This is a genomic window from Pseudoalteromonas sp. MMG007 (genome assembly GCF_018100985.1).
Taxonomy (GTDB): domain Bacteria; phylum Pseudomonadota; class Gammaproteobacteria; order Enterobacterales; family Alteromonadaceae; genus Pseudoalteromonas.
In genome coordinates, this window is the sequence record NZ_JAGJEI010000008.1 from 120,207 (window position 1) to 135,520 (window position 15,314).

Below are 15,314 nucleotides of genomic sequence, written 5' to 3' on the forward strand. Positions count from 1 at the left end.
AAGGGTTGTCTAGCAGCAATAAAATAGGAACGAGTAAATATTCTTTTTTTTCAGTAGGTTAATTAACTCAGATGACTTTACCAGCCAAAGGTAAATTTATGAGCTCGTTATTTAAATTTGCGTAGCAACAAAAACATTAACAGCTGCACATAGTAAACTAGCTAAAATAACTATTATAAGAAGCCAAAAGATTAAGCGTATAGCAGTAGTATAATCCGCTTTTTGTACAGCGATTAAAGTTTTAATGCTTACTAGGTTCAGCTAAACAGGTGAAGTACTATTCATATAGGTTGAAAAGTTTTTCCATAGTTCATGCATTTGTTGCTTTGTTAGCCTAGATATCCCCATAACACTAAGAATGCTTCCACCACGCCACTGTGTGTATAGAAATTAACAATGAGAATGCGTATGCGTTTGCCGGTCTTTTTGGGCAAGCTTTATCGATTGAACTAGTTTTGGTTCAAGCAAGTGGTACTCAAAACTAGCCAGAAGATATTTTTTCAGCTCTTTTTTTGCTAACTCAAGCTCAATGCCAGCACATCGATTTATGTCTATGGTTGTAAACGCATTACCGCAATCAATGTCGTCCTCTTCAGCAAACGAGCTAAACGAAATAGCAACTAAAAATAAAAACAGATTCTTTTTTAATTTTTCTCCAAAATACATAACGCGCAAACAAATGCATTGCGAAAACCACACCTTACAAAAGCGTATTTATGCTTTTGTAAGGTGTTTTTTGATAAATACAGCGCGAGGATCACTCCCTTTCGCTCCATAGGTGACATAAACCTCTAGCTTATTCAGCCATTTTTGGAGAAAAACCTCATCATTAAGCTTTGATTTTTTATCTAGGCAATATTCGTTTTCAAGCAGTTGTAATTCATTTTTTAATAAACGCTCTTCTTTCCAGCAAACCTTACAAAGAACTCTTTGAACCCACATATATGCTTTTTTCACCTCAAAGGTATATTTTTGATCTTTTGCTGAAAAAATTTCTCTTTTTTTGCATTTCAAACAATCATATTCGATATCTGAATAAAAACTTTCAAGATACTCGTACCCTACAGAGCGTTTAGACTCCTCTGAGTATTTTTCTTTATTTAATGGAATTCTCATAATTCTCGTTTCGCATAGCGGCTTATTCAATCATTTAAAAGTGCGCGAATCGTGCATGTTCTTTTTATGTCACGTTCGCTCATCTACTTCATGCAGTTTTAACAAATTACCTAAAACAATACTATCACTAAGTTTTTGTTATTTTTAAGTAAGGTGAAATACGAAAAATACGCGCGAGCCGCTCAAGGTTAGCTATGGGTTGCCAGCCATATACTGGTATTGAACAAAAACTCAATACAGCTAAACGCTTTCTCAACATGCATTAGTATTTAAGGAGTTTAGGTTGCTGAGTAACAAATAATAACGACAAGATCGAAATAAAACTTTTTAGGAAATATGTAAATGAATTTTAATTTTATAAGAGAAGTTTAAACACCCAAATGAGGAATTTGGGTGGCAGTCTTACCAGCCACATCTCGGCACACACGTCACAAACTGTGGCTGCTCCCTTCCGGGCCTGACCAGGTTCGCCTGCTAGTGTTGCGAGAGGACCAATAAGACTACCATTGAGGGCCTTGGTTGGCGCGGGAGAGATTATCTCTACTTTTACTGTGTTATTCAAGGGATAATCAAAAAAGAAAGTGCGATTGCATACTTCATATACAATCGCGGCTTTTAAATATATTTTGTGGCTGTTATTTGTTCTCTAACTGCGCTTTTATATTACGAAGTGCTGCTTTTACTTTTTTCATGTTTTCTGGACCCATGCGTAAAAGCTGTTTTTGAGCAGCAGGAAGTTGCTCCCATTCAGAAAATGCATACTGATACGTTACTGAATCGCGTAGCAATGGTAACTCACCTTCTGGTTCTGGTGTATCGAGTAATAAATCAATAGCATCTTCAAGCGTTTGATTAAACTCATCATCACCGTAACCAATTTCGCTGTAAGCGTTGTTTATAAGTGGTTTATATTCTTCGTACATGCGCACAGCTTGTGCAGCACTCATACTTGTGAATACTTTTACATAAGGAGTGTAACGCTCGTAGCTATTTGGATCGATTGTTAAAATGTCACCCTCGTTTACACTAAACTCTTCTTCTGGCTTGACCACTGGTGTGTGCTTTTTAGCAATTTTACCTTTGGCTATGTTATCTATAAATACAACGCCACGGCGAATCACGTCATCGGTTACCATTAAGCTCATTACTGAATCACTTAGGTATTCGTCGATTTTTGCGACTACTACATCGTCACTTTCATCAAGCGTTGGTAGTGGCTCTACTTCAGGCTCTGGCTCAACTGGACGCTGTGCTGGCACTTCTAGGTTTTCTGGTTTTTCTGGCATAACTGATGGCGCTTCAACAACAGGATCGTTCTCTGGTTTAAGCTCCATCATTGGCTGCTCTTTTGGTGCTTGCTCTACCTCTGTGCGCTTTTGTGGCTCTTCACTTGGTTTTAAAAGTACAAATGCGGCAGCACACACCACAATAATTAAAATAATAACGGCGAATAAAAAGTTGTTATTAGGCGGACGTTTTTGAACATCTGACGCTTCTGGTTTATCTGACATACAAACTCCATAAAAATTAAAATGCATTATCACTCAGAGTGCTCTGAATGGAAAAAATTCATTATGAGCAAAACTATTACTGTAACTATTTTAGCTCACAAATATAAATGTAAGCTTACTATACGTAGTAACTCAGTTATCCTTTGATTCTTCTAGCTTAAAGACTTACAGTTAATAAATAAAGTAAAGACGTTGAACAGTTTAAACACTAATATGAAAATCAAGCAAGTCGATCCAGAAAAACCAAAAATTGCTCTGTTATTAACAGGGGGTGGCGCACGAGCCGCTTATCAAGTGGGTGTTTTAAAAGCCCTTGCCCACAGCATGCCACGTACCGCTCCTTTACCGTTTAGAGTAATAAATGGCACCTCAGCTGGGGCTATTAACTCAGCCGCTTTAGCATGTTATGCCTCTTGTGCACATTTAGCTGTACGTAAACTTGAATCTGTTTGGAAAAACTTTTCAACCTCTATGGTGTATAAAAGCGACTTTTTAAGTGTATTTGGCCATATAGCACGTAATATATTAACCAGCTTTCAATCTGAGCATATAAACCACCCTCCTGCGAGCTTATTAAATAATCGCCCTTTGCGAGGGCTGTTAAACGAAATTTTAGATTTACACCGAATTGAGCGTAATTTACACCGTAATTACCTAGATGCATTATCGATTACAGCCTCTAGTTACACCACCGGTGATTCTGTGGCATTTTTTCAGTCAAACACACAAACATCGTGGCAGCGTGCAAAACGCGAAGGTCAAGCAACACGTATTAATGTTGAGCATTTAATGGCATCAAGCGCCATTCCTATGGTGTTTCCTAGTGTGAATATTTATAACCATTATTTTGGTGATGGCTCAATACATCAGCTTTCGCCTTTAAGCCCATCTATTCATTTAGGGGCAGAGAAAATATTTATTATTGGGGTCGATCAACCTAAAGAGCTTCATCCTCCAGGGTATTCTCCTCATTACCCGGGCCTTTCGGCTGTGGCTGGGCATTTACTCGATAGTGTTTTTACCGACACCATGCAATCGGATTTAGAGCGCTTAGACCGTATTAATCGCACTTTAGGGCTACTACCCGCTCGCGATAAACACCAAGAGCTTAAACAAATTGATACCTTTGTAATTAACCCATCACAAAACTTTAATGCCATTGCCGCGCAGTATTACAGCGATATGCCGTGGGCTATTAAAATGCTACTGCGCACTATTGGTGTTAAAAAGCATTCACAATCGAGTTTAACCAGCTACCTGTTATTCGAAAAACGCTACACTCAGCATTTAATGCAAATAGGCTTTGAAGACGGTATGAAAAAGTTACCGGAAATACGTAAGTTTTTAGAGCTAGATTAAGCCAAAACAGGCACGTTACTCTATTCCATCGAGCAGGTAGTGCTCTACCCGCTCTACCCTTCTAGGTTTACCTTGCAGTACAAGTACATCGTTAGCGTAAAGCGTTGTTTGCTCATCGGGCGTATCTATTTCTTGCCCTTCTCTGCGCAGTGCTTTAACGATTACTCGGCGTTTAGCTAAATTTAACTCTTCTATTGCTTTATTAACTGCAAAGGCTTGCGGCGGTAATGCTACTACATGTAAATACTCTAAGCGGTCAGTTGAGGTTTCTTCACTGTCTTTAAAATAGCCCGCGTAAAAACTTTGCATTAACGGGTAACGGTTTCGACGCTCTTTACTAACTCGGCGCACAATGCGTGTCATGGGGACGCCCGACATAGATAATACATGCGAAACAAGCATTAAACTCGCCTCAAGCGATTCAGGCACTACTTCTGTTACACCTAGCTCTTTTAAATAACCGAGTTGGCTATCATCACGGGTTCTTATCAGTATTTTTACGTTAGGGGCGAGTTGTTTTATGGCGTCTATAACCACTTGTGCATGTTCAAACTCTGTAAAAGTAATAATAACTAAACGCGCACGTTCTACGCCCGCACATTTTAAAATATCTTTTTGCTTAACATAGCCAAATATTACAGGCTCACCGGCGGCTTTACCTTCTTGAACCAAAATAGGGTTACTTTCTATTGCTACGTAATCTATGGCCTCGGGTTTTAAAAACCGTGCTATCGTTTGCCCAACCCGAGAAAAACCACAAATAACAACATGATCGCTGTAAAGCGTACTGCTTTGTGGCTCACTTTCTGTGGCCATACTTGGGTGCTCTAAAATTCCTAATTTGTTTAGAATAAAAGGCGTTTTATCAATTAAAAATGGCGTAATTGCCATAGATAACACGCCAAGCGCAATTAAAAACGAAGCCTGTTCAGAGTTTAATAATTGGTGCTGCCCAGCAAGAGCTATTAACACAAAGCCAAACTCTCCCATTTGCCAAAGCATAATACCGCATGCTAGGGAGTCTTGATTTCGCTCATGCATAAGCCGAGCACTGAGCGCAACAACAGTAATTTTTAGTATTAATAAACCAAGCAAGGCTGCAATGATTAGTAAGCTGTGGTTGAGGACAAATAAAATATCGAGCTGCATACCAACGGTTACAAAAAATAGCCCCATTAAAATATCGCGAAATGGTCTTATATCGGCTTCTAATTGGTGCCTGTAATGACTCTCACCTAGCATCATTCCTGCTAAAAAAGCCCCTAAGGCCATAGATAGGCCAAACATATAAGTCAATAAGCCTGCAAACAGTGCAACCAAAATAGTGGTCAGTACAAATAGCTCATCGGTACGTACTTGGGCTATTTCGTTAAATACTTTAGGTAGCACCCACTTGCCAATTGCCCACAATAAAACACATACAAATGCGCCTTTGGTTAAAGCAAAAGTTAACGCCCAGCCAATACTCTGCGAGCCACTTGAGGCAAACAACGGAAGAATAATAAGTAAAGGCACTACGGCAATATCTTGAAACAGCAACACACCCACGGCAAGTTGCCCACGGCGCTGATTTAATTCACCGGTTTCTTTTAATAGCTTTACCACTACAGCCGTTGAAGAAAGCGCCATAATTGTGCCAATGGTAAAACTGGTAAGTAAGAAAAAGTCTAAACAATATAATATTATAATGAAGAGTAAGCTGGTAACACCCACTTGCAAGGAGCCAAGCCCAAATACGAGGTTACGCATTGCCATTAGCCGAGAAATAGAAAACTCTAATCCCAGACTAAAGAGTAAAAATACAATTCCTAACTCTGCTACAAATTCAATTTCATGCGATTGAGCAAGCCAACCAATACCATGGCTACCCGCTAAAACCCCCGTAGCTAAGTACGCTAAAATTGGTGGCAACCCTATGCGCTTAAAAAACCACACAAAAAGCACTGCCGCTACTAACAAGCCAAAAATTTGAGCGTTTATACTTTGCAAATTTGGGCTCCGGCGTCAATTAAACTAAGGAATGTACTCTAAATATAGCAACCATATGTTTATCAAGCAATTTTAAAATATGGCATAAAAATCGCTTAGTTACTGCAAAGCAACACCCTCGGGGGAGATTTTAATGGAAAACGTCCATATTTTGACACAACGTGTATCTGGTCGCGGCGACTTTTTGCCGTTTTCAGCGGAGCACACACAAGTTAATGAGTCTGCGGTAACGCATGATCTAGTTACTGAGTTACAAACAAGCTTAGTTATTGAAGATGTTTTAGCTATTTATGCAAGATTTGCTAAGCAATTGCTCAATTTTTCTGGACTGCAGTTTCAATCAACGCTAGGCACTGCACAAACCTCAGATAGCGACACTAATACTACGCCTTATATATATGACTTATCTATTGGTAAAGAGCACTTAGGCCAGTTAATTTACTTTAGCCAATTTAAGCTTAATGCAGCGATAGAAAGTAAATTGCGCACTTTACATTCGGCACTCGTTTATCCGCTTCGTAACGCAATGATGTATAGTCGTGTATTAAAACTTGCTACAAAAGATGCATTAACGGGTTTAAATAATCGCAGTCAATTTAATGATTTTTTGCTTCAAAAGCTCGAAAACTGCCGCCGTTACCAACGCCCATTTAGCCTTATGCTGCTTGATTTAGATAACTTTAAGCAAGTTAATGATAACTTTGGCCATAAAGTAGGTGACGACATGCTCAGGGAGTTTTCAAAAGTATTATGTAGCAGCATAAGAGGCACTGATTCGGTATTTAGATTTGGTGGAGATGAGTTTGCATTACTGATTGAAGACCCTGAATTTACGACCAATAAGGTCATTGCTGAGCGAATCATGTGCTTAGTTAGAAAGTCACCGCTCATGTCTCAATACAAAGTCACAACCAGCATTGGTTTTTCTTTAGCAAGCAGCCAAGATTGCGAAAACGAAATTTTTGCTCGAGCCGATAAAGGCTTATACAAAGCAAAAGCATCTGGCCGTAACTGCGCAAAAGCATATTAGTATTTTTAACTGTATTAAAAAAAGCCTAGCTTCCCCCGCTAGGCTTTTTTATTGCAAAAATTCCAATTCTAAAGTTTTGCATTTACCAATTTATAAATAAACAACGCAGCACAAAAACCAAAAAAGAAGCCGCTCACTAAATTAAGTAATGCTGTAATACTCGCAAGCGGGGTAAATAATACTAAAACCAATGGTAAACTTACGCCTAAAATAAAAAATAGCCCGCCTTTTCCTAACCAGTAGGCAAGTAGTAACGCCGCAGATACCACGCCACCAGCAACAGCATAGCCCAAAGTAATAATATTAAGCTCTAGTAAAACATTTGCTATAACAGCAACTAAAGCAGTTAAAAGCATGCCCATTGGCGCTTTATTAACTAACGACAAGCCTACATGCGGCTGCTCACTCATTATTTACACTCCCAAATAATACCGTTTTCATCTTTGTGTTTCTCACTTACAAAATAACCCACTGCTTGCACAAGCTCATCGTTATAAAATATTAATGGCACCTGTGAACGCAGCCAAGGCGCTACTTTTGCATCTTTAAACCAATGTTTTAGCGTATTGCTGCCTGGCTTTTTTAACGGCTTTATACGCGCACTATTACAATCAAATCGCACGCTTACTTGTTCATTAGTAAATGGCTCACGCACACCTTTACCGCGTTGTTTTAATAATAAACGGCCGTCACTAAGTGTTAGCTCATCTGAGATTAAAAGTTCATTGCTTAATGGTTTACGCGGTACAACAAAATATAGATATTCTTGATGACGGCGTATTTGCCCATCGTTTAAATCAATCTGCATTTGCGAATCAGTTTGAGCATTGCAAGCTTGGTTTATTATTTGCGACAACTGTTTTTGCGAAGGCATAACTTGAGTAAATAGCGCTAGCCAAGCACGCATAACATTTGCTGTTCGTACATCGCTATAACGAGTTACTTGGTTAATACACAAACCTTGCTGCTCATTTAAACTTTGGCTTAAATCAATTTGTGTATACTCATCAAGAAGCGCTTGCTGTTGCTGTAATAAACTTATACTTCGCCCCGCACATTGCTCAAAACCATTAAAGCGCTCAGCGAGTAATGGCACTACACTTGCGCGTAAAAAATTACGATCGAAGCGTTCATCCGTATTTGAGTCATCAGTAATGTGGTTAATATTAAACTCAGCGGCAAAGGCTTCAATATTACTACGCGTTACATTTATAAGCGGCCTAAAACATATACGCCCACTACTAAGAGTGCGAGTTTGCTGCATAGCGCCTAAGCCTTTTAGGCCCGAGCCACGTTTTAAGCGCAGTAAAAATGTTTCTATTTGATCGTTTAAATGCTGACCTAATAAAATAATACTTTCAGGTGCGCTTAGTTCATCAAGTGCTTTATAACGCGCATCACGTGCTTGCGCTTCAAGGCTTGTTCGTGTTTTTTGCTCTATGTGCACCGCAGCTGCATTAAAAGGCACATTGAGATCAGCACACAATGTTTGGCAAAATTGTTGCCAGTCTTGAGCGTGTTGACTTAAACCATGATTAACATAAATAGCACTTACGTTTAGCGTTGGCATTTCTTGCTTTAGCAAGTGCATCACATGAAGCAATACAACAGAATCAACCCCACCCGAAAGCGCTACAGTAAAGTTATACTGTTGTTGCTTAAAAAAATGCGCAAGTACGTGTTTAACTTGTTGATAAATGGCTGATGATTGCATGTAATACGCTATAAAATTTGTGTTGCTAGTATTTTAAAACAAAAAAGCCGCATAAGCGGCTTTTTTTAACATTTAATGCGATAGCTACTTAATTAACAGTAACCAAATGACATTAAACGTTTATAACGCTGATCAAGCATGTCTTCAAGCGAAAGTGCCTGTAAATCTGCAAGGTCACGCTGTAAACGAGCTTTTAAGTTACGCGCCATTGCATCGTAATTACGATGTGCGCCACCTAAAGGCTCATCAACTAAGTTGCTGATCAAATCAAGCTCTTTAACACGCTCAGCGGTTACACCCATAGCTTCTGCTGCGAGGGGTGCTTTATCTGCGCTTTTCCATAAAATAGAGGCACAGCCTTCTGGCGAAATTACAGAGTACGTGCTGTATTGCAACATGTTAACTCTGTCGCCAACACCAATCGCTAATGCACCACCTGAGCCGCCTTCACCAATAACCGTACAAATAGTCGGCACTTTAAGCGCCGCCATTACTTTTAGGTTACGTGCGATTGCTTCAGACTGACCACGCTCTTCAGCGCCAACACCTGGGTAAGCACCTGGTGTGTCGATAAAGGTCATAATTGGCATTTTAAAACGCTCAGCCATTTCCATTAAGCGTAATGCTTTGCGGTAACCTTCTGGCTTTGGCATACCAAAGTTGCGCTTAATTTTTTCAGCTGTATCGCGACCTTTTTGTTGGCCAATAACCATGACTGGTTCGCCATCTAAACGTGCAACACCGCCTAAAATAGCCGGATCGTTAGCAAAAGTACGATCGCCTGCAAACTCGTCAAATTCCGTGAAAATGCGCTCGATATAATCTCGAGTGTAAGGACGCAACGGATGACGCGCTAACTGCGATACTTGCCAAGCGCCTAAATTTGAGAATATTTCCTCTTTTTGCTTAGCACTTTTTTCTTTTAATTTGCTGACTTCCTCTTCTAACTCAAGGTCTAATTCGCCAGCGCGGCTTATACTTTGTAATTCTTCAATTTTTGCTTCTAATTCTGCAATCGGAAGCTCAAAATCAAGATAATTGAGGCTCATGCTCTAAACTACCTAATCAGTTAAATTCTAGTTCTACATCTTGTGCCGCCATGAGTGATAACTTATGAATTAAGTCGTCGCTCGGCGTAACACACCATTCGATCCCTAGGGTTAATTGTGCCAACGCATCGGGGCGTTGGTAATAAACCTTGATCGGACACGTTCCCATTTTATAAGGTTCGAGTACTTTTTGTAATTTATCGAAGAAACCTGCCTCGATTTGCACCATGTTCAGCGTCATTTTAATCGCTTTAATACGTTTTTCACGCGCTTGAGCAATGGTGTTTATTTCTCTGGCGGTCATTGTAATGCCACCGGAGAAGTTATCAAAGCTGACCTGTCCAGATATTACCAAGATATTGTTAACTTGAAGCATTTCTTGGTACATTTCGAACTGTTCTGGAAACAAGCGTACATCAATACGGGCGCTCTTGTCATCTAAAGTTATTAGCCCCCAGCGATTTCCTTTTTTATTAATTAAGGTTCTCGCTGAAATAACTAAACCAGCCGCTGTAGAGAGTACATCACGATTAGTTGGCTGTAAATCCACCAGCTTACCGCTGGTATAATACCTAAGTTCTTTTCGGTACTGATTTATCGGATGCCCTGTTAAATAAAGGCCTAGCGTATCCTTTTCACCTTCAAGCCATTGGTTATCTGTAAGGCCCGTGGCTTTTATAAAGGCTTGCTCTACCTCATCAGGCTCGGTGGCTAATAAACCAAATAAATCGCTTTGCCCAAGCTGCTCTGCCTTATTGTGCTGATCGGCTGCGCGCATAGCATCTTTTAAACTTGCCAGTAATGTTGCACGCCCTGCTTGGGTTTTTTCTGGGCCGAGCTGATCAAGTGCACCGGCATAAATTAATTTTTCGGTAACACGTTTATTTAAGCGTTTTAAATCTACACGGGCACAAAAATCAAATAAGTCTTTAAACGGGCCGCCTTTTGCGCGTGCTTCTAAAATAGCATCTACCGGCGCTTCACCTACGCCTTTAATTGCGCCAATACCGTAAACAATTTCGCCTTGCAGGTTTACCGTAAACTTAAACTCACCGGCGTTTACATCTGGCGGTAATAAGGTGAGTTTCATGTTTTCACATTCATCTACCAAAATTACTATTTTGTCGGTGTTATCCATATCTGCCGACATCACCGCAGCCATAAATTCAGCTGGGTGATGCGTTTTCATCCAAAGCGTTTGGTACGAAACAAGTGCATAGGCCGCCGAGTGAGATTTATTAAAACCATACCCTGCGAACTTTTCTACCAAGTCGAAGATTTTAATGGCGAGTTCGCCGTCAATACCATTATTGCGTGCGCCATCTTCAAACGTTGAACGCTGTTTTGCCATTTCTTCGGGTTTTTTCTTACCCATTGCACGACGTAACATATCGGCGCCACCAAGCGTATAGCCTGCGAGCACCTGCGCTATTTGCATTACTTGTTCTTGATACAAAATAATGCCGTACGTAGGATCGAGTATTGGTTTTAAGCTTTCGTGTTGGTATTGCGCGTCGGGGTAAGAAATTTCTTCTCGGCCGAGTTTTCGGTCGATAAAGTTATCTACCATGCCTGATTGCAGTGGACCTGGGCGGAACAAGGCCACGAGTGCAATCATATCTTCAAAACAATCGGGTTTAAGGCGGCGTACTAAGTCTTTCATGCCGCGCGACTCTAGCTGAAACACTGCTGTTGTTTCGGCGCGCAGTAATAGCTCTATACTTTTTTTATCATCCAGTGGAATGGTGTTGATATCGACAGGGTCCTTACCTTCGCGCTGCATTCGCACGTTGGTCATATCCACAGCCCACTGCAAAATGGTCAAGGTACGTAAACCCAAGAAATCGAACTTAACAAGGCCTGCAGTTTCTACGTCGTTTTTATCAAACTGGGTAACCGGAAACTTACCTTCGTCATCGCAATAAAGTGCAGCAAAGTCGGTAATAGTGGTTGGCGATATTACTACGCCACCCGCATGTTTACCGGCGTTACGTGTACACCCTTCTAGGATGCGACACATGTCGATTAAATCTTTTACCTCAGAGTCACCGTCGTAGGCTTCTTGTAAACGCGGCTCAACTTCAAACGCTTTGGCAAGGGTCATACCTGGATCGCCGGGGATCATCTTCGAAATACGATCAACAAACCCATACGGATGACCAAGTACACGGCCAACATCACGTATTACCGCTTTTGCCGCCATAGTACCAAAGGTGATAATTTGCGATACCGCGTCACGGCCATACAACGCCGATACGTGATCAATTACTTCATCGCGCCTGTCCATACAAAAATCGACGTCGAAATCGGGCATTGATACACGTTCAGGGTTTAAGAATCGCTCAAAGAGTAAATCAAATTCAAGCGGATCAAGATCGGTAATTTTAAGTGCATATGCTACTAATGAACCTGCACCAGAACCACGCCCAGGGCCTACCGGTATATTGTTATCTTTACTCCACTGAATAAACTCCATTACGATCAAGAAGTAACCCGGAAAACCCATCTGGTTAATTACGCCAAGCTCGACAGCTAAACGCTCATCGTATTCAACCCGTTTTACTTTTCTATCTTCTTCATCTGGGAATAAAAACTGTAGTCGCTCTTCAAGGCCGTCTTCTGAAACTTTAACTAAAAAGTCTTCTATTTTTAATGAACCCGTAGGGTAATCGGGTAAAAAGTAAGTGCCTAATTGCACCGTTACATTACAGCGTTTGGCTATTTCTACGGTATTTTGTAGCGCCTCTGGAATATCGCTAAAAAGCTCAGCCATTTGCTCTGGCGTTTTAAGGTATTGTTCTTCGGAGAATCGTTTAGGGCGGCGTTTATCATCAAGCGTGTAACCGTCAAAAATGGCCACGCGAATTTCGTGCGCTTCAAAGTTCTCAGGCTTTAAAAATACCACTTCGTTAGTGGCTACAACCGGTAACTGCTCTTTGGCTGCAAGCTCTACCGCCATGTGTAAGTAGTCTTCTTCAAGAGGGCGGTTAGTTCGTACAAGCTCTAAATAGTAATGATCGCTAAAGTGCTGCTTGTAAAAGCTAACAACAGATTCAATAACGCCCGGATTGCCTTTTAAAAGCGCTTTACCTAAATCGCCATCTTTAGCGCCCGAGAGAATAATAAGCCCTTCTTTGTGCTTTATTAGCCACTCGCGGTCAATTACGGGGCGATGAAATACATGCCCGCGCTGGTAAGCTTCAGATATCAATAGCGTTATATTTTTATAACCGTCGTTGTCTTTCGCTAAAATAGTTATACGACATGGTTCATCTGAAAATTCAGGGCTAAGTAGCCAAAAATCAGCACCCACAATCGGCTTTATACCCGCATTGTGCGTGGCGCCATAAAACCGCACTAAACCACAAAAGTTCATTTGATCAGTGATAGCAAGCGCAGGCATTTCGAGCTCTTGCGCTTTAGCGACTATTGGCTTGGTTTTGGCCAGGCCATCAACCATCGAAAAATCTGAGTGAACCCGTAAATGTACAAAATCTGGTGCAGCCATGGTTTACGCCTCACCCTTAGCTTGCATTAATACGCGTTGCACAGGCTTAAAACTTTTACGGTGTTCATCTATAGCGCCATATTGCTCAAGTGCTGCAAAGTGCGCTTTCGTTGGGTAACCTTTATGCCCTGCAAACCCATATTGTGGGTAGCGTGCATCGAGTTCAATCATTTCATCATCACGCGCTACTTTTGCTAAAATAGACGCCGCTGATATTTCGGCCACTAAGCTATCGCCCTTAACAACAGCTTGCGCGGGCATAGTTAACTTAGGTAAACGATTACCATCTATAAATACAAATTCAGGCTGTGTGCTTAGCCCCTCAACTGCACGGCTCATAGCAAGCATGGTGGCGCGTAAAATATTTAATTCATCAATTTCAGTTGGACTACAACGGCCATATGCATAGCACAGTGCTTTTTCTTTTATTTCTAAAGCAAGAGCTTGGCGCTTTTTATCTGTTAGCTTTTTTGAGTCAGCTAAACCTGCAATAGGTTTAGTAGGGTCGAGTATTACCGCAGCGGTAACTACATCGCCTACAAGCGGGCCGCGCCCTACTTCATCTACACCGGCAATAAAGGTTACGTTAGGTCGTTCAATTTGCATTTATTAACTCCGCCACAGCATTAGCTGCTTGTTCGCTGGCATTTAATCTAATTTTTTCGTGAATAGCTAAAAAGCGTGCTTTTAATTCTTTGTTATCGGTATTTAACATAGGCGTAAGTGCACCTGTTAAATTGGCTACATTACATTCGCTTTGTAAAAATTCAGGCACAAGCTCTTCATCGGCCAATAAGTTAGGCAGCGAAAAATACTTAATATTAAAGGTAAATAAAGTTTTAAAAATCCAATAGCTCATCGGCTTTATTTTATAACCTACTACCATTGGCTTTTTATAAAGCATGCCTTCAAGTGTTGCCGTGCCCGATGCAAGTAAAATGGCGTCTGCCGCTTGCATCGCTAATTTTGATTGCCCATCTAGCAAACTAATATTAAGGTTAGGTGCTGTGGCATTTAAAATATCAATAAACTGGGCTTTGCGCTTTGCATTTACCAGTGGCACCACAATTTTAAGATTTGGATTTTGCGCCTGCAGCTCTGCTGCCGTTTTTATATAGGTTTCGCTTAATAAACCGACTTCAGAGCCTCGACTACCCGGCAGTAACGCAAGTACTTTATCACCTAGGCTTAGCCCTAGCTCTGCACGCGCTTGGCTGTCGTCGTGCTCAAGGGCTATATCATCAGCAAGTGTATGCCCTACAAATGTACAAGGAACTTGGTGTTTATCGTAAAATTCTTTTTCAAACGGCAATAATGCAAGCACTAAGTTAGTAGCAGCACTTATTGTGTGAATACGCTTTTCGCGCCATGCCCACACAGACGGGCTCACATATTGAATAGTTTTAATGCCTGCCTCTTTTAATGGTTTCTCAACGCGAAGGTTAAAATCGGGGGCATCTATACCAATAAATACATCGGGTGGATTATCTACAAAATGCTGTACGAGCTGTTTGCGTATTTTTAGTAAGCGAGGCAGGCGCCCTAATACTTCAACAAGCCCCATTACCGACAGCTCATCCATATCGTAGAGTGTTTTACAGCCTTGAGCCTGCATTTTAGGCCCAGCAATCCCTTCAAAAATAGCATCAGGGAAATGTACTTTAAGTGATTTAATTAAACCTTCACCTAAAATATCGCCCGACAGTTCACCTGCCACAATACCAATACGTAGTTGTTTTTTTTCTTTATTCATTCGATTTTATTTCACAAGTAAACCAGGCGTTCATAAGGTTTAGTTTACCGTGTTTTAGTGTTTGATTAAACGCTTTAAATTGATGGTTTTTGTAACTAAAACCTCCACAAAAGATTGTTTGTTTTTAATACTGATGTAGCATGGTAAATATATATTAAGTTTTTCTAATATGTTTATTGACAAAAATTGTGCAAAAGTAAATAATATTCCAAACTTTCAGTAATTACTGAAAGTTTATTAAATTTAACTTTGCCAATTTTATTGCCTTGTTAACCCGTCACCCTC

The 15,314-nt window shown here is 40.6% G+C and carries 12 protein-coding genes and 1 other RNA gene; 2 read left to right on the top strand and 11 right to left on the bottom strand.

From position 1 onward, the window contains the following. Nucleotides 1-390: 390 nt before the first annotated feature. The 4 genes from J8L71_RS11440 to J8L71_RS11455 all read right to left on the bottom strand — a co-directional run bounded on the left by J8L71_RS11440 (nucleotide 391) and on the right by J8L71_RS11455 (nucleotide 2,627). Nucleotides 391-666, bottom strand: coding sequence for a hypothetical protein (locus tag J8L71_RS11440; protein WP_211000643.1), 276 nt, complete (start codon nucleotides 664-666; stop codon nucleotides 391-393). A gap of 48 nt (nucleotides 667-714) precedes the next feature. Further along, nucleotides 715-1,116, bottom strand: a complete 402-nt coding sequence (locus J8L71_RS11445; RefSeq protein WP_211000644.1) for a zinc-ribbon domain containing protein — start codon at nucleotides 1,114-1,116, stop codon at nucleotides 715-717. A gap of 400 nt (nucleotides 1,117-1,516) precedes the next feature. Beyond that, an RNA gene (gene ffs / locus J8L71_RS11450) (signal recognition particle sRNA small type) lies at nucleotides 1,517-1,613 on the bottom strand. 138 nt (nucleotides 1,614-1,751) lie between these two features. Further along, nucleotides 1,752-2,627, bottom strand: coding sequence for a DUF3014 domain-containing protein (locus J8L71_RS11455; protein ID WP_211000645.1), 876 nt, complete (start codon nucleotides 2,625-2,627; stop codon nucleotides 1,752-1,754). Nucleotides 2,628-2,840: 213 nt separating this feature from the next. Between J8L71_RS11455 and J8L71_RS11460 the strand changes: the two genes are divergently transcribed. Further along, nucleotides 2,841-3,986 (top strand): patatin-like phospholipase family protein, encoded by a 1,146-nt coding sequence (locus tag J8L71_RS11460; RefSeq protein WP_211000674.1) that lies wholly within the window; start codon nucleotides 2,841-2,843, stop codon nucleotides 3,984-3,986. Between the two features lie 15 nt (nucleotides 3,987-4,001). Here the strand turns inward: J8L71_RS11460 and J8L71_RS11465 are convergent, their stop codons facing one another. After that, complete coding sequence (locus J8L71_RS11465) at nucleotides 4,002-5,975, bottom strand: monovalent cation:proton antiporter-2 (CPA2) family protein (RefSeq protein ID WP_211000646.1); 1,974 nt, start codon at nucleotides 5,973-5,975, stop codon at nucleotides 4,002-4,004. A 133-nt stretch (nucleotides 5,976-6,108) separates the two neighbouring features. On the opposite strand from J8L71_RS11465, the gene J8L71_RS11470 reads away from it, so the two are divergent. Continuing rightward, entirely contained in the window at nucleotides 6,109-7,005 is an 897-nt protein-coding gene (locus tag J8L71_RS11470; RefSeq protein WP_211000647.1) for a GGDEF domain-containing protein, read from the top strand. 68 nt (nucleotides 7,006-7,073) lie between these two features. Here J8L71_RS11470 and J8L71_RS11475 read toward each other — a convergent pair whose 3' ends face one another. From J8L71_RS11475 to lpxB, 6 genes are all read right to left on the bottom strand, one after another. Further along, the gene (locus J8L71_RS11475; protein WP_211000648.1) at nucleotides 7,074-7,415 is read right to left on the bottom strand and encodes a hypothetical protein; all 342 of its coding nucleotides are present in this window, start codon (nucleotides 7,413-7,415) and stop codon (nucleotides 7,074-7,076) included. Continuing rightward, nucleotides 7,415-8,719 (bottom strand): tRNA lysidine(34) synthetase TilS, encoded by a 1,305-nt coding sequence (tilS, locus tag J8L71_RS11480; protein WP_211000649.1) that lies wholly within the window; start codon nucleotides 8,717-8,719, stop codon nucleotides 7,415-7,417. Before tilS ends, J8L71_RS11475 begins: the two co-directional genes overlap by 1 nt. A gap of 92 nt (nucleotides 8,720-8,811) precedes the next feature. Then, on the bottom strand, nucleotides 8,812-9,768 hold the full coding sequence (accA, locus tag J8L71_RS11485) for an acetyl-CoA carboxylase carboxyl transferase subunit alpha (protein ID WP_211000650.1): 957 nt from the start codon (nucleotides 9,766-9,768) through the stop codon (nucleotides 8,812-8,814). Nucleotides 9,769-9,784: 16 nt separating this feature from the next. Further along, nucleotides 9,785-13,276 carry a DNA polymerase III subunit alpha gene (gene dnaE, locus J8L71_RS11490; RefSeq protein WP_211000651.1) on the bottom strand — a complete coding sequence of 1,164 codons (3,492 nt, stop codon included), beginning with the start codon at nucleotides 13,274-13,276 and terminating at the stop codon, nucleotides 9,785-9,787. Between the two features lie 3 nt (nucleotides 13,277-13,279). After that, on the bottom strand, nucleotides 13,280-13,882 hold the full coding sequence (gene rnhB / locus J8L71_RS11495; protein WP_211000652.1) for a ribonuclease HII: 603 nt from the start codon (nucleotides 13,880-13,882) through the stop codon (nucleotides 13,280-13,282). After that, nucleotides 13,872-15,029: a lipid-A-disaccharide synthase gene (lpxB, locus tag J8L71_RS11500; protein ID WP_211000653.1), complete on the bottom strand. Its 1,158-nt coding sequence runs from the start codon at nucleotides 15,027-15,029 to the stop codon at nucleotides 13,872-13,874. The genes rnhB and lpxB overlap by 11 nt, the downstream gene beginning before the upstream one ends. Nucleotides 15,030-15,314 lie beyond the last annotated feature (285 nt).